The sequence below is a fragment of the Clostridium sp. LIBA-8841 genome, assembly GCF_034439435.1.
In the GTDB taxonomy this organism is placed as follows: domain Bacteria; phylum Bacillota; class Clostridia; order Clostridiales; family Clostridiaceae; genus Sarcina.
In genome coordinates, this window is the sequence record NZ_JAPCKJ010000001.1 from 935,624 (window position 1) to 958,040 (window position 22,417).

Annotated in this window: 19 protein-coding genes; all 19 read right to left on the minus strand. The window is 29.8% G+C overall.

Features of this window, described 5'->3' with window-relative positions:
- Positions 1-5 precede the first annotated feature (5 nt).
- Entirely contained in the window at positions 6-1,253 is a 1,248-nt protein-coding gene (hisS, locus tag OIF33_RS04060; protein WP_322502943.1) for a histidine--tRNA ligase, read from the minus strand.
- A 30-nt stretch (positions 1,254-1,283) separates the two neighbouring features.
- Positions 1,284-2,726, minus strand: coding sequence for a coproporphyrinogen III oxidase (locus OIF33_RS04065; RefSeq protein WP_322502944.1), 1,443 nt, complete (start codon positions 2,724-2,726; stop codon positions 1,284-1,286).
- Positions 2,716-3,336, minus strand: a complete 621-nt coding sequence (locus OIF33_RS04070; RefSeq protein WP_322502945.1) for an MBL fold metallo-hydrolase — start codon at positions 3,334-3,336, stop codon at positions 2,716-2,718. Before OIF33_RS04070 ends, OIF33_RS04065 begins: the two co-directional genes overlap by 11 nt.
- A 173-nt stretch (positions 3,337-3,509) precedes the next feature.
- The gene (gene dtd / locus OIF33_RS04075) at positions 3,510-3,959 is read right to left on the minus strand and encodes a D-aminoacyl-tRNA deacylase (RefSeq protein ID WP_322502946.1); all 450 of its coding nucleotides are present in this window, start codon (positions 3,957-3,959) and stop codon (positions 3,510-3,512) included.
- A 17-nt stretch (positions 3,960-3,976) separates the two neighbouring features.
- On the minus strand, positions 3,977-6,157 hold the full coding sequence (locus OIF33_RS04080) for a bifunctional (p)ppGpp synthetase/guanosine-3',5'-bis(diphosphate) 3'-pyrophosphohydrolase (protein WP_322502947.1): 2,181 nt from the start codon (positions 6,155-6,157) through the stop codon (positions 3,977-3,979).
- Positions 6,158-6,308: 151 nt separating this feature from the next.
- Entirely contained in the window at positions 6,309-6,827 is a 519-nt protein-coding gene (locus tag OIF33_RS04085; protein WP_322502948.1) for an adenine phosphoribosyltransferase, read from the minus strand.
- Positions 6,828-6,868: 41 nt separating this feature from the next.
- Positions 6,869-7,723, minus strand: a complete 855-nt coding sequence (locus OIF33_RS04090; RefSeq protein ID WP_322502949.1) for a DHH family phosphoesterase — start codon at positions 7,721-7,723, stop codon at positions 6,869-6,871.
- A gap of 199 nt (positions 7,724-7,922) precedes the next feature.
- Positions 7,923-8,792 (minus strand): protein translocase subunit SecF, encoded by an 870-nt coding sequence (gene secF, locus OIF33_RS04095; RefSeq protein WP_322502950.1) that lies wholly within the window; start codon positions 8,790-8,792, stop codon positions 7,923-7,925.
- Complete coding sequence (secD, locus tag OIF33_RS04100) at positions 8,785-10,044, minus strand: protein translocase subunit SecD (protein ID WP_322502951.1); 1,260 nt, start codon at positions 10,042-10,044, stop codon at positions 8,785-8,787. Before secD ends, secF begins: the two co-directional genes overlap by 8 nt.
- Positions 10,045-10,141: 97 nt before the next feature.
- A complete protein-coding gene (gene scfB, locus OIF33_RS04105; protein WP_322502952.1) occupies positions 10,142-11,515 on the minus strand; it encodes a thioether cross-link-forming SCIFF peptide maturase in 1,374 nt (457 codons plus the stop codon).
- A 69-nt stretch (positions 11,516-11,584) separates the two neighbouring features.
- Complete coding sequence (scfA, locus tag OIF33_RS04110; RefSeq protein ID WP_003451489.1) at positions 11,585-11,725, minus strand: six-cysteine ranthipeptide SCIFF; 141 nt, start codon at positions 11,723-11,725, stop codon at positions 11,585-11,587.
- Positions 11,726-11,921: 196 nt separating this feature from the next.
- A complete protein-coding gene (yajC, locus tag OIF33_RS04115; RefSeq protein WP_322502953.1) occupies positions 11,922-12,191 on the minus strand; it encodes a preprotein translocase subunit YajC in 270 nt (89 codons plus the stop codon).
- Between the two features lie 37 nt (positions 12,192-12,228).
- Positions 12,229-13,371: a tRNA guanosine(34) transglycosylase Tgt gene (tgt, locus tag OIF33_RS04120; protein WP_322502954.1), complete on the minus strand. Its 1,143-nt coding sequence runs from the start codon at positions 13,369-13,371 to the stop codon at positions 12,229-12,231.
- A 23-nt stretch (positions 13,372-13,394) separates the two neighbouring features.
- The gene (queA, locus tag OIF33_RS04125; RefSeq protein ID WP_322502955.1) at positions 13,395-14,420 is read right to left on the minus strand and encodes a tRNA preQ1(34) S-adenosylmethionine ribosyltransferase-isomerase QueA; all 1,026 of its coding nucleotides are present in this window, start codon (positions 14,418-14,420) and stop codon (positions 13,395-13,397) included.
- Between the two features lie 19 nt (positions 14,421-14,439).
- Positions 14,440-15,480 (minus strand): Holliday junction branch migration DNA helicase RuvB, encoded by a 1,041-nt coding sequence (gene ruvB, locus OIF33_RS04130; protein WP_322502956.1) that lies wholly within the window; start codon positions 15,478-15,480, stop codon positions 14,440-14,442.
- Between the two features lie 13 nt (positions 15,481-15,493).
- Entirely contained in the window at positions 15,494-16,099 is a 606-nt protein-coding gene (ruvA, locus tag OIF33_RS04135) for a Holliday junction branch migration protein RuvA (RefSeq protein ID WP_322502957.1), read from the minus strand.
- A 313-nt stretch (positions 16,100-16,412) separates the two neighbouring features.
- Positions 16,413-17,006: a hypothetical protein gene (locus tag OIF33_RS04140; protein WP_322502958.1), complete on the minus strand. Its 594-nt coding sequence runs from the start codon at positions 17,004-17,006 to the stop codon at positions 16,413-16,415.
- A 145-nt stretch (positions 17,007-17,151) separates the two neighbouring features.
- Positions 17,152-20,670: a multifunctional 2',3'-cyclic-nucleotide 2'-phosphodiesterase/3'-nucleotidase/5'-nucleotidase gene (locus OIF33_RS04145; protein WP_322502959.1), complete on the minus strand. Its 3,519-nt coding sequence runs from the start codon at positions 20,668-20,670 to the stop codon at positions 17,152-17,154.
- Positions 20,671-20,968: 298 nt separating this feature from the next.
- Positions 20,969-21,967 carry a tyrosine-protein phosphatase gene (locus tag OIF33_RS04150; protein ID WP_322502960.1) on the minus strand — a complete coding sequence of 333 codons (999 nt, stop codon included), beginning with the start codon at positions 21,965-21,967 and terminating at the stop codon, positions 20,969-20,971.
- Positions 21,968-22,417 lie beyond the last annotated feature (450 nt).

Sequence of the window (22,417 nt, forward strand, 5' to 3'; positions counted from 1 at the left end):
GTCTATTACTTAACTATATTTACTATTTCATTTATATCTAAGCTGACTTCGAATTGTTCTCCATCGCTCATTCTCTTAATTTTAACTTTGTTTTCTTCTATTTCAGAATCACCTATAACAAAAGTAAATTTAGCTCCGATTTTATTAGCATATTTCATTTGAGCTTTAACACTCTTTCCTAAGTGATCTATTTCAGCCTTAACACCAGCTTTTCTAAGATTAAATGCTAACTTCATAGCTTCTAACTTAGCATTATCTCCCATTGATCCAATATAAACCTCACATCTAACAGGTTCAGGAATCTCTATTCCTTCCTCATCTAGAATTAAAAGAAGTCTTTCAAGTCCTAATCCAAATCCCATTGCTGGAGTTTTAGGGCCATCTATTTCTTCTACTAGGTAGTCATATCTTCCTCCACCACAAACTGTTAATCCATCTTTTATAACTTCAAAAACAGTTTTACTGTAATAATCTAATCCTCTTACTATTTGTGGATCTATATTATATTCTATTCCCATAACATCTAAGTAAGCTTTTAACTTAGTGAAGTGATCACTACATTCTTCACAGATGTAATCTAATATTGAAGGTGCTTCCTTAACTATTTCCTTACATCTTTTTTCTTTACAATCTATGATTCTCATAGGATTCTTTTCAAATCTTGTTTTACAAGTTTCACAAAGATTTTCATAGTTCTCTTTTAAGTATTGTTTTAAAGCCTCATTGAATTTAGCTCTACATGTTGGACATCCTAAACTATTTATATTTAAGCTTAATCCTTTTATTCCAAAATCCTCTGTTAATGCTCTCATAACTAAAGATAATATTTCTGCATCAATAGAAGCTTCTTGTGAACCAAAAACTTCTATTCCATATTGATGGAATTCTCTTAATCTTCCTTTTTGCATTTTTTCATATCTAAAGCATGGAGTAAAATAGAACATTTTTGTTGGTTGAGCATCAGCATATAAGCTATTTTCAACGAATGCTCTAACTGATGGAGCTGTTCCTTCTGGTTTAAGAGTTATACTTCTTCCACCTTTATCTTCAAAAGTATACATTTCCTTTTGAACAACATCAGTAGTTTCACCTACTCCTCTTTTAAAAAGTTCAGTTGCTTCAAACATAGGAGTTCTAATCTCTCTAATGCCATATTCTGCTGATATCTTTCTTAATTTGTCTTCTATATAATGCCATTTATAAGCGTCATTAGGTAACATATCTTTCGTACCCTTTTGAGCTTGTATCGCCATAAACTACTCCTCCTACACAATATTTAATTTTTATTTATATAAAGTATCAAGTAATTCTATCTTACCTTCAACCATTTCATCTATTCTTTTAACATATTCTTTTACATCTTTAACATTTGCAAATCTTTCTATACGATTTTTATTTTCATCTAAAAATACCACCTTAGAAACTGCATCTGCTCCTAATGCTATTATAGTTTGCTTATCTTCAATCATTTGAATGTTATAAATACATTCTTTATTAGCTTTTGAATATCCTACATTCTCCATATTACCAACCATATTCTTTTGTCTATACATATAATATGGGTGCATATTTAATTCTCTTCCTAAGACTTTACTCATTTCATACATCTTATTAAGATTTTTTTGATCTGCAATTGTTATAGTATTATGTAAAACTAAACTTTCATGAAGTCTTGAAGCTCTTTTAATAGACATTCCATGAATAGTTAAACTATCTGGATTAAGCTCCTTTATCATTGAACATGTGTTAGAAACTTCTGAAATATCCTCATTTGGAAGCCCTATTATAATGTCCATATTTATGTTATCAAAGTCTAGGCTTCTTGCCAAATTGAATTTATCCACTACATCCTCTGTTAAATGGCCTCTACCTATAGATTTCAAGGTTTTATCATTCATACTTTGAGGATTTATAGATATTCTAGATACTTCATATCTCTTCATTGTTTTTAACTTTTCTTCTGTTATTGAATCAGGTCTTCCACATTCAACAGTAAATTCTTTTATTTCTTTATCTTTAACAAAACTATCATATATATGTTTCATTAAGATTTCAAATTGTTCATTATTTACTGAGGTTGGAGTACCTCCTCCAAAATAAACAGTTTCTATGCTTAATCCTCTTTCTGTTACATACTTACTTATGGCTGAAATTTCTTTGCTTAAAGCTTCTAAATAAGGTTCTACATCTTTTTTACACCCAGCAATAGGATTAGCTGCAAAAGAACAATAAAGGCATCTAGTAGGACAGAAAGGCATACCTACATATATACTTATATTTTTTTCATCTTTGTTTACAAAGCTTTCTTCTCTCTCTGCAACCTCTATACAAAGCTTAGCTTTCTCTTCACTTGCCATGTAATTATCTTCAAAATATTTTATTATCTCTTCATCTGACTTTCCTTCTCTTATAAGAGATAGAGCAATCTTACTTGGTCTTATTCCAACTAAAGTTCCCCAAGGATATTCATCCTTAAGAGTGTCAGCTAAGAATTTAAATATTCCTTTTTTAAGTTCAGTTTTAAATCCGTATCCCTCTTTAAACTCATAAGGAAAACTATTCTCTTTATCTGATAACTTCACCATATTTTCAGATATAAAGACATCATAGTCTCTCTCTTCATCTTCATTTACAAACTTTAACTCCCTAAAAGTATAGAATATATTAAACATTTGATAAACATCATATCTATACTTTAAGTCGTTAAGATATATTTTAATATACATAAAAATCTCCTGCTAAAAATGGGTTTCTTTGTCTTTCGTGCTTTATTGTTGAGCTTGGTCCATGACCTGGATATACAGCAATTTCATCTCCTAATGGTACAATTTTATCCTTTATACTCTTAAGAAGAGTTGCATGGTTACCCCCTTCAAAATCACTTCTTCCAACAGACTCTCTAAATAAAGTATCTCCTGTGAATAAGCAATTATCTATTAAGAAACACATTCCACCTGGAGTATGCCCTGGAGTTTCTATACATTTTATTTCATAGTTATCTGATAACTTAAGAATATCTCCATCTTTTAAATATCCATTTGCCTTTGGAAGATTTCCAAAAACGTCAACATTTCTTGCTACCATTTCTTCATCTTTTTTATCTATATAAAAAGGTATTTTAAACTTTTCTGAAAGTTTTTTAACAGCTCCAACATGATCAAAATGTCCATGAGTTAATAAAATCATTTTTGGCTTTGCACCTAAAGATTCTATTACACGCTCTATTCTTGATGCCTCTTCACCTGGATCCACAATTACACAATCCTTCGTTTCTTCATCTATAACAACATAACAATTAGCTTGATACATTCCTACTGGAATTGTTTTTATTAACATATCAATCCCTCCTAAAAAATTAAGCTTAATTTAATATATATTTTACTGAAATTTAGCCGTATTTATAGGAGTTTAACCTAATAAGCTAAACTCCCACAAAACAAATAAATGTTTAACTATTCTAAAATCCTATATCTATTATAATGCTTTATTGCTAAAATAGTAATATTTGTTTAGAAATTCTTTTTACTATCTATCATTAAAGTTACAGGCCCATCATTTTCTATACTAACTATCATATGAGCTCCAAAAACTCCTGTTTCAACCTTTATTCCCTCTTCTCTGCACATGCTTACAAACTCATCAAATAGTTTCTTAGCATCATCACCTCCAAGAGCATTCATAAAGTTTGGTCTTCTTCCTTTTTTACAATCTCCGTAAAGAGTAAATTGTGATATAAGAAGTAGTTCTCCTTCCACATCTTTTAAAGATAAATTCATCTTATCATCTTCATCTTCAAAGACTCTTAGATTTAAAACCTTATCTTTTATATACTTTAAGTCTTCTAAGGTATCATCTTTCCCTATTCCAACTAATACATTAAAGCCTTTGTTTATGCTTCCAACTATTTCATCATCCACTTTAACAGAGGACTTATTTACTCTTTGAACTACAACTCTCATTATTACAGCCCCTTTTTTTATTTATTTACTCTATAAACATCTAATATTCCTTGTAATCTTCTTATTTTTTTCATTAAGTCTTTTAATTGTTCTATATTATCAATTTTGACTTGAATGTTTATATTAGCTACTCCATTTTTACCTGATTTAGCATTTAAAGAAAGTAGGCTAAGGTTAGAATCAGTTATAACTAACATAACATCAGATAATAAACACATTCTATCTTCTGCTTTAACTTCAAGTTCAGCCACATATGCAGCTCCCTTTTCAGTTCCCCAACTAACATCTACAACCTTTTCTCCTTGTTTTTCAACTATAGCCTTAAAGTTTGAACAGTCTTTTCTATGTACAGAAACGCCTCTTCCTTTAGTTATATATCCTGCTATATCATCACCTGGCACTGGATTACAACATCTAGCAAATCTAACCATTATATTGTTTAATCCCTTAACAGTAACTCCATAACTTTGTTTTTTCTTAGTTTGTCTTTCTGTCTTAGCTATTTGATCTTCAATATTCTTATTTAATTCTTCTTCACTAACTTGTTTTACAATATTTTCTTTAAGTTTTGATATTACTGTAGATGAAAGAAGTTCTCCCTCTCCAACAGCAACATATATTTCCTCAATGTTATTTAAATGATATCTTTTTAATAATTTTTCATATAACGACCCCTTGCAAAGGTCAGAAAATACTAAGGATTGCTTCTTACATTCTTTTTCAAGCATTTCCTTTCCTCTTTCTAAATTCTCATCTCTTCTTGCTTTTCTAAGCCATTGTTTTATTTTACTTCTAGCTTGATTACTATTAGCGATATTTAACCAATCTATGTTTGGACCTCTAGATGATGAAGAAGTTAGTATTTCAACTATTTCACCTGTTTTAAGTTTATAGTCTAATGTTACTATTTTTCCATTAACCTTAGCACCAACACACTTATTACCTACATCTGTATGTATCTTATATGCAAAATCAATAGGAGTTGCTCCAGCTGGTAAATTTATAACTACTCCTTTAGGAGTAAATACAAATATCTCATCTGAAAATAAGTCAAGCTTAAATCCTTCCATAAACTCCGTTGCATCAACAGCCTCTTTTTGCCACTCAAGTATATCTCTCAGCCATGTTAACTTATTTTCAAAAGTCATATCCTTTGAATCAGTTCCACTAACTCCACTTTTATACTTCCAGTGAGCAGCAATTCCGTACTCAGCTGTTCTATGCATATCGAAGGTTCTTATTTGTATTTCAAAAGTTTTTCCTTCACTTCCTATTACCGTTGTATGTAGGGATTGATACATATTCGGCTTAGGCATAGCTATGTAATCTTTAAATCTACCTGGTATTGGCTTATATATGGTGTGTACTATACCTAATACTGCATAACAGTCTTTTACAGTATTAACTAGTATTCTTATAGCCGTTAAATCAAAGATTTGCTCTATACTTTTATGTTTATTTACCATCTTTCTATATATGCTGTAGAAATGTTTTGGTCTTCCTTCTATATCACTATCTATATTAGCCTTATCTAAATTTTCGTTTAATTCTTCAATTATACGTGAAATAAACTTTTCTCTCTCTACCCTTTTTTCTGCTATTTTATTTACTAAATCATAATACTCTGTTGGATTTATATATCTTAAGCATAAATCCTCTAGCTCCCATTTTATTTTAGACATACCAAGTCTATGAGCTAAAGGAGCATAAATATCTAAAGTTTCTTGAGCTGTCTTCTTTTGTTTTTCTGGCTTCTTATGTTTAAGCGTTCTCATGTTATGAAGTCTATCAGCTAATTTTATTATTATAACTCTTATGTCTTTAGCCATTGCTAAAAGCATTTTTCTTATATTATCAGCTTGTTGTTCTTCTTTACTCTTGTATTTTATTTTACCTAATTTTGTTACTCCATCTACTAAGTTTGCAACTTCACTTCCAAAAATTTTACTTATATCTTCATAAGTATATTTCGTATCCTCTATAACATCGTGAAGAAGTCCTGCAACTATAGTATTTGTATCCATCCCCATGTCAGCTAATATCATAGCTACACTAACGGGATGAATTATGTATGGTTCTCCTGATGCTCTTTTTTGGTCTTTATGTGCTTCAAAAGCTAAATCATATGCTTTTTTAACTAAATCTATATCAACATTGTTCCCATTAGCTTTTATTTTAGAAATTAGTTCTTCTAACATACTGGATTATTCTCCCCTACTTAAAATTTCTTTTAATATATTATATTATTATATAACAAAAAAATAAAATAAACCAACAATAAAATTAATGGCTGGTCAATAAACCAGCCATTTAAAATCCTATTATAATATTTTACAAAATTCAAGAATCTTAAACATCATACTTAACTAATGATGTTACATCGTATCCTTCTAACTTATCTTTTCCTTTTAAGTCTGTTAACTCAATAGTAAATGCTAATCCAGCAACTTCTCCACCAGCTTGCTCTACTAATTTAGCAACAGCCGCTATTGTACCACCAGTAGCTAAAAGATCATCAACTATAGCAACTCTCATACCTGGTTTTATAGCATCTTCATGTATTTCTAAAGCATCTTTTCCATACTCTAAATCATATTCTACTCTAACTGTATTACCTGGAAGTTTACCTGGTTTTCTTACAGGTATAAATCCAACCCCTAAAGCATATGCTACAGGAACTCCAAATATAAATCCTCTTGCTTCTGGCCCAACTACAACATCTATATTTTTATCTTTAAAAAATGCTGCCATTTGATCAACAGATTCTTTTAAACCTTCTCCATCAGCTATTAAAGTAGTTATGTCTTTGAAACTTATTCCTTTTTTAGGAAAATCTTCTATAACTCTTATTTTATCCTTTAAACTCATTACTTTGCCTCCAAAATTAATAAATATATAAATTTTAATTACTACCTAATTTTTTCATTATAAATATACTTAGTTATCTGTTCCGCTCTATCTTTATCGTTTGTAGTTAATAATTCCACTATTATCCTAGCATTATCCTTTTTGCTAATAGCACCCTCTCTTGGAGTTATTTCATTAACTATTTTCTTTATACTATCTATATTTATATCACTTATATTAAAGAAACTCTTAATAGCATTCAATCCGATACTATTGGTATATCTTAAATATTGAATGCCTTCTTTTAATATTATTCCATTTTCCCCTTTATTCTCAACGTTTTTAGAAACGCTACCTATAAGTATTAAATCTAAATACTTATTTATTCTTTTCATATTATAGTATATCGCAATAGCTTGCATTAACTTAAAAGTTAACCCCGAGTTAGTCAAATCTTTGTATCTATATGAACAATTTTCTTCGCTTGGGTTTATATATGTTGAATCATATATGCATTTTGTGCGTTTATTTTCCATTATGATTAAATCTATATTAAATACTTTACAAAGATTTTCAACACCTTTATCTTCAAGGCCACAGCCTACGGTTATTAAAAGTTCTGCACCTAAAAAAGCGATATCCTCTTTTAATGTATATTCATCTATATCATAGTTTTTCTCTTCACAATCTGAACTTACACAATATTCAACATCAGCATTTAAATACTTAAGTATAAGCATTAAAGATGATATTGCACATATGGAATCCAAATCACATCCACCATATATAACTATCTTTTCTCTGTTGTTAATTGCAGATGCTAGTCTTTCTATTGCTTTATTCATATTTTTAATGTTAAAAGGGCTATACCCAGATATGTAATTAGTGCAATATATGTTTTTCCAAGCCTTCTGCATAATTTAACTCCTCCATAAAATTAAGAAAACAAGTATATTATAATTTAAAATTGTCTTTTTGACAAATACTTTTCAAATAAATACGTATTCATTAGATATTTTTATTATTTTTTAGCGTTTTTCTTTAAAATCTAGAAGATTTTAAAGTTAAAATAAAAAAATTGCTAAAAGTTTTATAACTTCTAGCAATTTTAAATTCTTACTTATTTCTTGCTTTTTTCTTTTTTTGTCTGTTAGTTATCATACACCATATTGGACTTGCTATAAATATTGAAGAACAAGCTCCTGATGCTATACCAACTATTAAAGGAAAAGCAAAATCTCTAACTGTTGGAACAAATATATAAACACAAACTATAGTAATTAAAGTTGTAAGTGTTGTATTTATAGATCTTGACATTGTTTGAGTTATACTCATGTCTGCAATTTCTTCTGTTGATTTTCCTCTAAGTTTATTTCTATTTTCTCTTATTCTATCAAATATAACTATTGTATCATTTATGGAGTAACCTACTATTGTAAGTATAGCTGCTATAAATGGAGTATTTATTGTTATTCCAAATATAGCGTAAACACTTATAGTTATTAATACGTCATGTAAAAGAGCTATTATTGCTGCAATACCAAAAGAGAATTCAAATCTTATAATTACATATATAAGCATACCTATAATTGCTATTATAAGAGCTATTATAGCGTTTGTTGTTAAATCTTTTCCTACTGAAGCACCTATCTCATTTTGAGATACTAAAGCTTCTTCTTTTAAGTCATACTTTTCTTGAAGAGCTTTGAATATTTCATCAACTTGAGTACTATCTAACTCTTTTGCTTTTATTTGAAGTTCAGTACCATTAACCTGATTTGTAACAGCATCCTTTGAATATTCTTCTACTATCTTGTCAACATCAGTTTTATTAAAATCTGTTCCCATGTTTATTACAACTTGAGTACCACCTCTAAAGTCGATTCCAAAGTTCATTCCTTTAGTAAACATAAATCCAAAACCTATAGCAATTACAAGAATCGATATAGTAAACCATATTTTTTTCTTCTCTACAATTTTAAGCATTATGTTTACCTCCTTTTATACGACCAAACATTGAAGGCTTATTTAATATTCCCATGTTGTATCCTAAGTTCATAAAGAATCTTGTGATTACTACGGCAGTAAGCATACTGATCATTATACCTATTAATAATGTTAATGCGAATCCTTTAACTGGACCTGATCCAAAGAAATATAATACTAAACCAGCAATAAGAGTTGTTATGTTAGAGTCAATAATTGATCTTAATGCATTGCTAAAACCAATTTTCATTGCTGATGTAATACTTCTACCATTTCTAAGTTCTTCTTTAATCCTTTCAAATATAAGCACATTGGCGTCTACGGCCATACCTACTGTTAAAAGGAATGCTGCTATACCTGGTAGTGTAAGAGTTACCCCTACTGATACAAATGTGTAAAGAACTGCTAATATATATACACTTAATGACATACATGCAATAAGTCCTGGAACTCTGTAGTATAATAGCATGAATATGAATATTATAGCTACACCTATAGCTCCTGCTTTCATAGCATTAGGAAGAGCATTCGCACCTAATTGTGCTCCTACAGTTTCAACTGAAACAGCCTTAACTGGCACTGGTAATGCACCTGCATTTATTATTCCAGATATTTTTTCTGCTTCCTCCATTGATCTATTTCCTGATATAATAGCTTCACCGTTAGTTATTATGTCATTTACCACTGGATCTGTTAGTGTTTCATTATCCATTTTGATTGCTATCTTTTGACCTTTATATTTTTCTGTTGCCTCAGCAAACTTTTTCTTTCCCTCTTCGTTAAGCTCTAATTTAATATCAGGCTTAGCTGTTTGAGGATCTATATATACACTTGATTTTTTAACATCTTTTCCTGTTAAAATTACATCATCTTCAGGACCTACAAATGTTAATTCTCCTGTTTTTTGAAGAGACTCAACTATAGCTTTAGAATCGTATTGTCCTGGAATATCAATTCTTATTCTGTTATTTCCCTCTGTTGTTACTACAGTTTCTGAAACTCCAACCTTATTAACCCTTAAAGATAGAAGTTCCTTTGTTGTGTTTAATTGATCTACTGATACGTCCTCACTTTGAATTTCCATAAGAACAGAAACTCCACCCTGTAGATCCAACCCTTTAGTTATAACCTCATTAAACGTTTTAAATTGATAATTCCCCAAAGTAAATCCTTTGAACCCTGCTAGAGCTAAAAAACTTATTACTGCTATGGAGATAAAGAATAATATGAAGCTACCTACTTTTGATTTCATGGTTATCCCCCTCTGTAAAAATTTCTCTGATAAACTAAATTATATTAAGTTGTTGCCATATAGTCAATATATGGCAACAATTGTTAATACTATATTATTATTCAGTTTCCATAGTCTTTGATTTTAGTGCAATAGCGCATTCTATTCTCTTTTTCTGCATCTCGCATCCAACTTCATATGGAACGTGAATATCGCCATTAAAGTTAAAGTTGTTAGCTTGGCATCCACCACTACAGTAGAATCTAGCCCAACATTCTTTACATTTTGGCTTGTTGTATATATGAGCTTGTTTAAATTCTGTTGAAAGGTCTTTTCTTATTTCTCCATCATAGATGTTTCCTAATAAGAAATCAGTATTTCCAACAAATTGGTGACATGGATATATTTCTCCATCTGGAGTTACAGCAATATACTCATGACCTGCTCCACAACCTGCTATTCTCTTATAAACACAAGGACCACCATTTAAATCAATGTTAAAGTGATAGAATTTGAATATGTTATCTCCCTCTTCTAATCTTCTCACCATTTCATCATATAGCTTATCGTATTCTCCAAAGATAGTTGGTAAATCTTCTCTTCTTAAAGATAGTTCATGTTCATCTGGTAATACAACTGGTTCTATTGAAATCTCAGTAAATCCTTCATTAGCAAGAGCCATTACATCTTGGAAGAAGTCTGTATTATTTCTTGTAAATGTACCTCTCGCATAATATTGTTTACTTGGATCTCTCTTTTCAACCATTTTCTTGATGTTTGGAAGTATTCTATCATAGCTTCCTGAACCATCAACTCTTATCCTAACAGCATCGTTAACTTCTTTTCTTCCATCTATTGAAAGAATTATGTTTCCAATGTTTTTATCTATATAATCAATTCTTTCATCATTTAAAAGAGTTGCGTTAGTAGTCATTGTAAATCTTACATTCTTACCTTCTTCTTGTCCTCTTTTCTTTCCATAATCAATTATTTCTTTTATAGTATCAAATACCATTAGTGGTTCCCCACCAAATAAATCAACTTCTATATTTTTTATTCCACCTGAATTTGCTAATACAAAATCAATAGCTTTTTTACCAACTTCAGCGCTCATTGGTTTTCTGCATCCTTTGTATTCTCCCTCGTCAGCAAAACAGTACTTACATCTTAAGTTACAATCATGTACAACATTTAAGCATAATGCTTTTATGTATGAAGGTGCCTTATCGCTTTCTTTAGCAACCTCCTCATATAAATCACCTGAGTATAAAGCGTCTTCTTCTACTAATTGAAGTAAATCCTCATAAGCCTCTTCTATCTCTTCAACTGGATATTTATCTTTTAACTTTTCAACTAAACATTCCTTACTGCTTAATTTATTATCATTATCTATCATATTGTAAATAAGATCATCAACAATATGAACACTTCCTGAGTTTACGTCTACTACGTAATACTCTCCACCTTGCATAAATTTATGAATTAATGCCACAATATTTCCTCCTAACTAAGAACTATGGCAGCAACTTTAAAAGTTACTGCCACTTAAAAAATTTTATAATTAATTTTCACAAGCTAAGTTTGCTACTGTAGCTGATGTTTTACAAGCTGATTGGCATGAGTTAGCACACTCTCTGCAATCTGCTGGTTTACATAAGCTCTTTTTTAAGCTTGACTTGTTTACTGTTTTTATACGCTTCATTTACTCTTCCTCCAATCAAAACTATCTTTAATATTATACCATGTGAAGGTTTAATTTTAAAGTTCTTTTTAGAAAGCTTTATTTGATTTACCATCCTTATTCTTTCACATTATAAAATAAAATTCAATACCTAAAACCAAAAAAATAGCTATTTCAATGCATTTTATGCATTAAAACAACTATTTTTTAATAATTATTAGTCAACCTTTGAACTTATACCTTGTTTTGAAAGCTCGATTTTAGTTCTATCTTGAGTTGTTTCTATTACAACGCTATCGTCTTTTATTTTTAATATTTTTCCTATGATTCCACCTCTAGTTATAATTTTATCATTAACTTTTAGCTCATCTAGCATAGCATCATATTTTTTCTTTCTTTTCTTTTCAGGTAAGATAAGTAAGAAATAAAATACACCAAACATTAAAATAAAAGGTAATACCATTGCTGCTATTTGTTGAAAGCCCATCTTTGCCACTCCCTTCTTTTATGTAATATTTATATTATTAAGCTCTTCCGTTCCACTCTTCTAACTTTTTAGCTTTGAATTCTGCAAAGTATCCGCCATCAATAGCATCTCTTATATCTTCCATAAGCTTATTGTAGAAATATAGGTTGTGAAGAACACATAATCTCATAGCTAACATTTCTTTTGCTTTGAATAAATGTCTTATATATGCTCTTGTGTAATTTTTACATGCTGGACATTGACATCCTTCATCTATTGGTCTAGCATCTAACTCAAACTTAGCATTCATTAAGTTTATTTTACCTTCTTTAGTAAACACGTGACCATGTCTTCCATTTCTAGCAGGTAATACACAGTCAAAGAAGTCAACTCCTCTTTCTACTGCTTCTAATATATTTGATGGAAGACCAACTCCCATTAAATATATTGGCTTATCTTCTGGTAAGTGAGGAACTACAGCATCTATTATTCTGTACATTTCTTCATGAGTTTCCCCAACAGCTAAACCACCTATAGCATATCCATCTAAGTCCATTTTTCTTATAGTCTTAGCGTGTTCTATTCTTATATCTTCATAAACTCCACCTTGGTTAATTCCAAAAAGCATTTGCTCTTTATTAACAGTGTCATCTAATGAGTTTAATCTATCCATTTCATTTTTACATCTTTCAAGCCATCTTGTTGTTCTTGCAACTGACTTTTCAACATATTCTCTAGTTGATGGATTTGGAATACATTCATCAAAAGCCATAGCTATTGTTGACCCTAAGTTACTTTGTATTTGCATACTTTCTTCTGGTCCCATGAATATTTTTCTTCCATCTATGTGTGAGTTAAAATAAACTCCTTCTTCTTTTATCTTTCTCATACTAGCAAGTGAGAAAACTTGGAATCCACCTGAATCTGTTAATATTGGTCTATCCCAATTCATAAATTTATGTAATCCACCCATTTGCTTTACAACCTTATCTCCTGGTCTTAAATGTAAATGGTATGTATTAGAAAGTTCTACTTGACATCCTATTTCTTTTAAATCCATTGAAGAAACTGCACCTTTTATAGCTGCTAAAGTTCCTACATTCATAAAAACAGGAGTTTGAACTGTACCATGAGGGGTTACAAACTCACCTCTTCTAGCTTTTCCGTCTTTTTTTAAAAGAGTGTATCTTTTTTTAGTCATGAAAAAAGTCCTTCCTTTTCCTTTTATTTTATAAACATTGAATCTCCAAATGAGAAGAATCTGTATTTTTCTTTTACTGCTGTGTTATAAGCATTCATTATGTTCTCTTGACCAGCTAAAGTAGAAACAAGCATTATTAAAGTTGATTCTGGTAAGTGGAAGTTTGTAATTAAATTATCAACTATTTTGAATTTATATCCTGGATATATGAATATATCTGTCCATCCACTTTGTTCTCTAACTCTTCCATTTTCATCTCCAATAGTCTCTAAAGTTCTTGTTGATGTTGTTCCTACTGCTATTACTCTATTTCCTAATTCCTTAGTTTTATTGATAATGTCAGCATTTTCTTTATCTAAATGATAATATTCTGAGTGCATAACATGATTATTAATATCATCAACCTTTACTGGTCTAAAAGTTCCAAGACCAACATGTAAAGTTAGATATGCAATGTTAACACCTTTAGCTTTTATTTCTTCTAATAATTCTTCAGTAAAGTGTAATCCTGCTGTCGGTGCAGCTGCTGATCCCTTTTCCTTAGAATAAACTGTTTGATATCTTTCTTTATCTTCTAGCTTTTCATGTATGTATGGTGGAAGTGGCATTTGACCTAATTCATCTAACACTTGTTCAAATATACCATCATACATGAACTCTATTATTCTATTTCCTTCTTCTCCAATCTCTCTTACTATTGCTTTTAGCTTTCCTTCACCAAAAGTGAAAACTGTTCCTACTTTAGCTTTTCTACCTGGTTTAGCTAAACATTCCCATTTATCACCTTCAATTCTTTTTAAAAGAAGAAATTCTATTTTACCACCAGTCTCTTCTTTTTCTCCTATAAGCCTAGCAGGTAACACTCTCGTGTTATTTAAAACTAAAGTATCTCCTTCTTTTAAATACTCTAATATATCATGGAATTTTTTATGTTCAATTTCTCCAGTTTCCTTATCTAAAACCATTAACCTTGAAGCATCTCTCTTCTCAAGAGGACACTGTGCTATAAGTTCTTCTGGTAAATCAAAATAAAAATCACTTACTTTCATTAATTACACCTTCTCTATTTTATTTTTCAAATAACGTACATTGTTTAGAATCTATTTTAGATTCATTAAATTTAACTCTTCCTAAATGTTTATATGCTTTATCTGTGGCCATTCTTCCTCTCGGTGTTCTAACTATAAACCCTTTTTGAAGTAAATATGGCTCATAAACATCTTCTATGGTATCTAACTCTTCTCCAACAAAGTATGCTAAGGTTTCTATTCCTACAGGACCTCCATTGAAGTTATCTATTATGGCTTCTAGAATTCTATTATCAATTCTATCAAAGCCTTCCCCATCAACCTCTAAAAGCTCTAAGGATTTTTTTGCAGCATCTTCTGTAATTTCATTATCATATAAAACTTCTGCAAAATCTCTTACTCTTTTTAAAAGTCTATTAGCAATTCTCGGAGTTCCCCTTGATCTTTTAGCAATTTCAAAGGCTCCCTCTTTAGTTATATCACAACCTAAAATCTCTGCGCTTCTAACTATTATCTCCTTTAATTGCTCATTAGTGTAATATTCCATGGAACACAAAACCCCAAATCTATCTCTTAAAGGTGAACTTAACATTCCAATTCTAGTAGTCGCACCTATTAAAGTAAATTTAGGCAAATCTAATCTTATGGATTTACTAGCAGCACCCTTACCAATAATTATATCAAGTACATAGTCTTCCATTGCAGGATATAGTATTTCCTCTACACTCCTATTTAATCTATGTATCTCATCAATAAATAAAACATCATTGGTATTTAAGGTTGTTAATATAGCAGCCAAATCCCCAGCTCTTTCAATTGCAGGGCCTGATGTTATCTTAAGATTCCCACCCATTTCATTAGCTATAATATTAGCCAATGTAGTCTTTCCAAGTCCTGGTGGTCCATATAAAATTACATGATCTAAAGCCTCTTCTCTTCTTTGAGCAGCTTTTATGAATATATTTAATCTCTCCTTGACCTTGTCTTGCCCTATATATTCATTAATTCTTTCCGGTCTCAAACTATATTCATTAGCCGAATCTATTCCTATCTCATTAGAGGTAACTAACCTTTCACTCATTTAATTACACCTCCTAACGCATTAAAAGCTTTAAAGACTCCTTTATCATATTTTCTAAAGATAATGTCTTATCGATTTTTTCTAAAGCTTTTTGAGCTTCTTTTTCTGTATATCCTAATGCAACTAAAGCACTTAATGTCTCATTTATATTGAAACTATAGTCAGTATTATCATCAATACCTTCTATTAATTGTCCCTCTTCTGAAACAAGTTCATCTGGTTTTAATTTATCCTTAAGCTCTAAAATAATTCTTTGAGCTGTTTTCTTTCCTATACCAGGTGCTCTTGTTATATGCTTTTCATCACCCATCATTATTGCATACTTCAAATTATTTACAGTACTTATTGATAAAAGTGATAAAGCTGCCTTAGCCCCTACTCCATTTATGGACAATAAAAGCTTAAACATTTCTAACTCTTCTTTTGTTGTAAAGCCATATAATCCTATAAAATCTTCTCTAACTATTTGCTCCAGATAAAGTAATACCTCTTCTGAAACCTTAGGCATATTAGAAATTGTATTTCCAGAAGTGAAAATTTTATATCCTATATTATTTAACTCTATTACAACATAATCCTTATTTATTCCTTGAAATTGACCTCTTATATATTCGTACATAATAATGCTCCTATGTATAATAAGTTCTTTAAATCTATATAATACTTTAACATGAAGAGGGAATATTATCAATGAATTCAACAAAATTTACTATTCATTAAAGACCCCTTAACCACTCTATTTTTCAAGGTTACAGTTTTATTTAATAAATAAAAAAAGCCATATCTAAATAAGATACAGCCATTAATCTACAGAATTATTATCTTCCTATATTATAGGATATATTAATTTTTAAAATACTTAAACTAACTTTACTATTAAGTGATAATATGTTTATAAATAAAGAAACTAAATTATCACTTTTATTAATTTCTTAGCTTATATAATTTGTTACTTCTTCTTCACATTCTTCTCTTGTATCATATTTCTTTTCAAAGTTACTTATCTTCTCTCTATCTACTTCTGGTAAATCATCTATTTTCTTCGTACTAACATCTTCTGGATTTTCGATAAAAGGTCTTCCATCTTCTCCAGCCTTAAATATTGCTATGTATCCTTCTTTTTCGCCAATATAATATTTTCCAGCGTCTAAAATTCCCATGTCATTTAAAAATATTGCTTCTTCTGAGTTAGATGAAACTAATTTATAACCATCTTTTTCTACAGCTGAAATAAGCTCATCTAGATTTTGCTCTTTAATTTCTTCATTCTTAATCATCTCTCCAATAGTAGTTTTATAATCAACTACGACATGATCATCTAAGGTTCTTCTTGTAAAGATTACGTCCATATCCGCCGCTAAAACTTCACCATCTTTTTTTTCTGTAATCTTCATATTAGTTTGTTGAACTTTTTTATTATTATAGAAATAAGCTATCATATAACTGCTTGAAAATATAAATATACCCAAAAGAATAAATATTAAAGTTTTCATTTTGTTGTTATTTTTTATATTACTGAAATTCATACCATCACCTCATTGGTGATTATTGACATTATTCCTATTTTTATACATATTATTTTTCTTTTATATAAATCTTCTATAATACATATATTATCTTCAAATATAAAAAGGGAGTGATTATATTTCACTCCCCTAAAATCACTTGCTATTAAGCAGCATTATTCTTTTTCTTTTTTAATACAACTAATCCACCAACTGTTAAGACTGTTCCCATAGTAGCCACAACACCTGTTCCAAATGGCATACCTGTGTTAGGTAAGTTGTCACCATTACCAGGATTCTCTGGGTTTTCTGGTTGTTCTGGATTTTCCGGATCAACAGTTGTGTCTTCACCTTTAGCTAATAAAGTAGATAAATCAGTTATAGGATTTATTCCATTTTCTTTCCAATGGTTTGTCATTTCATCTCTTATAACTAAGTTTGTATCTACAACATTCTTAGCAGCTGAGAAGTCATATGAATCTCCACCAACAGCCATGAAATCATTAGTAACAACTGTATAATACTTATCTTCTTCTATTTTAGTTCCATCTGCTAATCTAACAGAAGTTATCTTTTCTCCTCTTTCAGCATCAGGAGTGTACCAAACTTTAACTCCAGCATGTTGTCCCCATCCGAAGTTTTCTGGCTCTATTCCATGTTCTAAAACTTTTATTATATCTGAACCCTTCATTTCCATTGTAACTAAAGTATTATCAAATGGAAGTATTGTGTACATATCTCCAACTGTAACTGTTCCAGCCATTAAAGGTGCTCTAACTCCACCACCATTAGTTATTGCTATATCAGCATCAACTATTTGTCTCATAGCCTCTGCCACAGTTGCTCCCATAGGACTAACTCCAGTGTCTCTATCATGAGGTAAATCAACTGGTAAATCAGCAACCTTTTCTTTCATTATAGGACCTAACTCAGCATTGTATTTAGCTAATATATCTTCCATAGTCTTATCAACTGGAAGAGTATCTTTTCTCTTAGAAATATCATCAAGTTTAGTTGTAACAACTAATTCATCATTATAATCAAATTTTAAATTAACATAACCTAAGTTTCTACCATTTTTATAAGCTTGTATAATAGGTACACCATTAACTGTACCCTCAACCTTTTGATGGCTATGAGCTGATATTATAGCATCAACCCCTGGAACCTTAGCTATATCAACAACCTCACCAGTTATTTCTCCAGTTTCTCTATTTTGTTCACTTCCTAAATGGCTTAAAACAACAACAGCATCTACATTTTCTACATTTTCTAGGTAATCAACCCAAATTTCTGTAGCTTCTACTGGATCCTTAAACTCTAAATGAGCAACATTGTCTGGTTTAGTCTTATATGCAGTTTCAGGAGTAGCAAGTCCTATAAATCCAACTTTCTTTCCTTCTCTTTCAATAACACCATAAGGTTTAGACCACTCAACTGGCTCTCCAGTTTCTTTTTCATATATATTTGATGCTAAGAAATCAAATTCTCCAACCTTAGCCCAATCAGGTATATATTCATATCCCCAGTCAAACTCATGATTACCTACTGCTGAGAAATCTAATCCTATTTCTCTAAGCATTGCAGTAACTGGCTCTCCTTTAAGAAGGTTTGACATAGCACTTCCCTGATAAATATCTCCACCTGTAACAACTATAGTATTCGGATTTTCACCTTTTACTCTCTTTATTTCTCCAACTAATTTAGCAGCTCCAACCTCACTCTTAGATTCCTCTAAAGTACCATGGAAATCATTAAAAGTAACTATTGGTATTTCAACTTCCTTAGTTCCTAAAGCTTCTAATACATCATTCCAAGTTACAGATTTAACGTTTGGAGTTCTTCCATCTTCTGATACAGGTATTTTTATTTTACCTTCATTTATAAGCTTAACAGCTAAATCTCTTTGCTCTGAATCCCAATCGTTCCCTGTAATCTTCCAGTTATTATCAACGTTTTTAGTAACTTTTCCACCTTTTACATTTTGGATGTAATCAACTATTAAGTCTCTCATATCTGATATAGGATCATTGTTTGTATCATATATCTTTTCATGTTGACCTTCATCCATAATTCCAGCAGCTAAACCTGAGTTATATCTATAATCATTTACTGTTAAGTAAAGTACATCTGAATCTTCAACCACCTTACCATCTTTCTCGAATCTTAAATTTTCAATTCTTTGACCTGGCTCTTTAGATATGTTTATTTCATAAGTTATTCCATCAAACATATCATATTTATACATTCTAATATCTTCATTGAAAGATACTGTTAAATCGCCTTCTTTATAAGTATTATAATATTCAGCATTTTCTTCCATATATTTTTTAAGTTGTTTTCCAGTTGTCTTTATAGTATATAATTTATTATCATATCTATAAATCTTTGAAATATCTGCTTTGCTTATATTTCCTTCATAAAGATTTGATGAAGCACTAAATAAAGCTGCTCCTGAAACATGATAAACATTATCTGGATTTATATCTTTTGATTCTAAGTGCTTTCTACTATTATATAATTGTACTTCATTTATGAAATCAGTTATACCTTGATCTTCAACTAAAGATTGTGGTATATCTTTTATTTCATTTTTATCAGCAAGGTTTCCATCAACCATTTGACCAACCGGTGCTGTTGCATCAGCTATAGCTGTATTATGGAAATTAGCAAGTAAATCATTTAATTTTTGATCTTCTGCTACCCCTTTTGTACTTAATAATTTAGATTTTTTATCTACAACTTCTACATCTTCTCCATTTTTTCTAACAGTTAATTCTACTTGAGAAACATATTGTCCATTACTTGAAGGTTGAGTTACAATAGCATTTCCGATTTCTTTTCCTTGTTCAGTTGAATGGCTATGCCCTGCTAGTATTGCAGAAACCTCTGGATTTTGCTCAGCTATTGCTCTAGCACTATCTCCATCACCATACTCACTCTCTATTCCAACGTGTGAAACTACAGCGTACACATCTGCTCCACCTTCTGGTCTAGACTCTATTTCATCTATTACGAAACCAACTTCATCTGCTGGATTTTTAGCTTCATATCCTTTTAAGTTTTCAGAATCCCATTTCATTATGTGAGGACTTACAACACCGATTAGAGCAACTTCAACTCCATCTAGTTCTTTAGTTGTGTACCCTTTGTAAACTCTCTCTCCATCTTTATAAAGATTTGCACATAATACATCTAAATTATCATTAGCTTGACTTACCACATTATTTAGATTGTCCATTCCATAGTTAAATTCATGATTTCCTAAAGAGAAAACATCATATCCTATAGCATTCATTCCAGTAATCATAGGATTAGGACCATCTTTAAATAAGTGATTAAAGTTTCCTTGTATAGTGTCTCCATTATCAACAACTATTGTGTTAGGATTTTCTTTTCTAGCATTATTAACCAAAGTAGATATTTGATTTAATCCACCATCAGCTTTTTGATTACTAGCATACTCATAATTCATAAATTTACCATGAAGATCTGATGTACCTAAAATTTGAATAGTTACATCACCTTCATTTACATTAGTGTTCACCACTTCATTCTTCTCTAAGTTTTCTGGTGCTAAATTTTCAGTAGCTTTTACAGTAGTTAACGGTGATGCAATACCAAAAATCATGGACGTGGCCACTGCTAATGCTGTAAATTTCTTTTCCCTTACTTTTTTAAGCATATTTTTCCCCCTAATTTAGTTTACTATTGTTATAAAAGTAAATTTTATACAATATGTATTGTACATTATTTTACGAATATTTTTCAATCTTTTATTGTTAAATATCCGTTAACTTTATTTAACTTTTTTACCATAATATTAATCGTTAAATAAATCATATGCTTAAATACTTTTAATATTTTTGTTTAAATCCTTTAAATATAAAAAAAGCAGTAAAGTTTTTTTGCTTTACTGCCTTTTATATAACCCTTTATTCTTTTTTAAATCTAGTATTTTAACTTCTATTTTCTTATAAGAATTAATATAAATACTGATTTCTTAAAAACTCTATTTTTTCCTTATTTAGTCCATACTCTTTTAAAAAATATGTTTCATAACTACCATAGGTTTCCTTTATTCTATTTAAACTTAATTCTATAAATTTCTTTTTCACACCTAAAATATTTTCTATTAATTCCTTTATATTTTCATTGGATATATGTTTTTCATACGCTTGAAGTATTCTATGATTTTCTCCTTTTCTATATTCATTGCTTAGCATATAATCTTCTATTACCTTTTTCTCTGACACACCTAAAAGTAATAATATTAAGGCTGACCCTAATCCAGTTCTATCCTTTCCTGATGTACAATGCTGTAAGATAGCTAAATTTTTAGGATTTTCTATTGTTTTAATAAGTTCTTTAAAAGCTAAATTATTTAAAGGCATCTCAATATATCCATCCATCAATATTTTTTCAGGTGGTTCTTGATTACTATTTTTTGATAATATACCTTTTAAATAAGATTCCATATTTAAGTTTTGATTATCTAAATTTCTCATAGCAGATATATTTATATTTTTTGTACCTTCAACATTTCTGTCTGGACTTAGTTTAACTTCTTCCAATGATCTATAATCAAAAATATACTTTATGCCTAAAGTATTGAAATATTCTAAATCCTCTCCTTTTAATTTATTTAACGCTTCTGAACGATAGAACAATCCCCATTTAACCTTTCTTCCATCATTAGTTTCATATCCACCTAAATCTCTAAAATTACAAAACTTTTTAAATGGCAAAAGTCTTTCTGCTAAAATCAACTCTTCATCTTCACATTTTATGAAATAAAAAGTTCTATTTTTAGGATCTGGATCCTTAAATTCAAGCTCATTTTCTTTTTCTATATGTTTAATAAATTTTAATTCTCCATCTATCTTCTCTGAATAATATAAAGTACCAGTAACTTCTTTATTTAATGTTATCTTTAATAAATCCTTAGAGATTCTTATTAAATTTCCATTCAAACTTTTCATAAAATATCATCTCCTCATATAACCATATTTCTTTTTTTAATTATACTACTTATTTTTTTCAATTGTTAACTTTCTATAATACTCTATTTTTTCTTTGTTTTTATAAATACGAAAGTTTTTTTTACAAAGAGTTAATATTTTTCCATATTATGTATGTTAAAATATTGTTATATTATTTAACTATTAATGTATTTATATATACAAAATTCTATTAAGGTTTTACTTTATATAATTAAAAGATACTTTTTAATATAGTAATAAGTAAATTAGATTTAGAGCAAAAAATCCAATTAAGTTTAATTTTATTTATACTTAAGGAGGGCATATGGAATTATTATTTATATTAACTTTTTTAATAATGCTTATAACAGCTTTTTCAACCTCATTAAAAGAGACTAAGAAAAACTAAGAAAAATAAATACATTAAAGCTTAATATTTATTTTATCTAT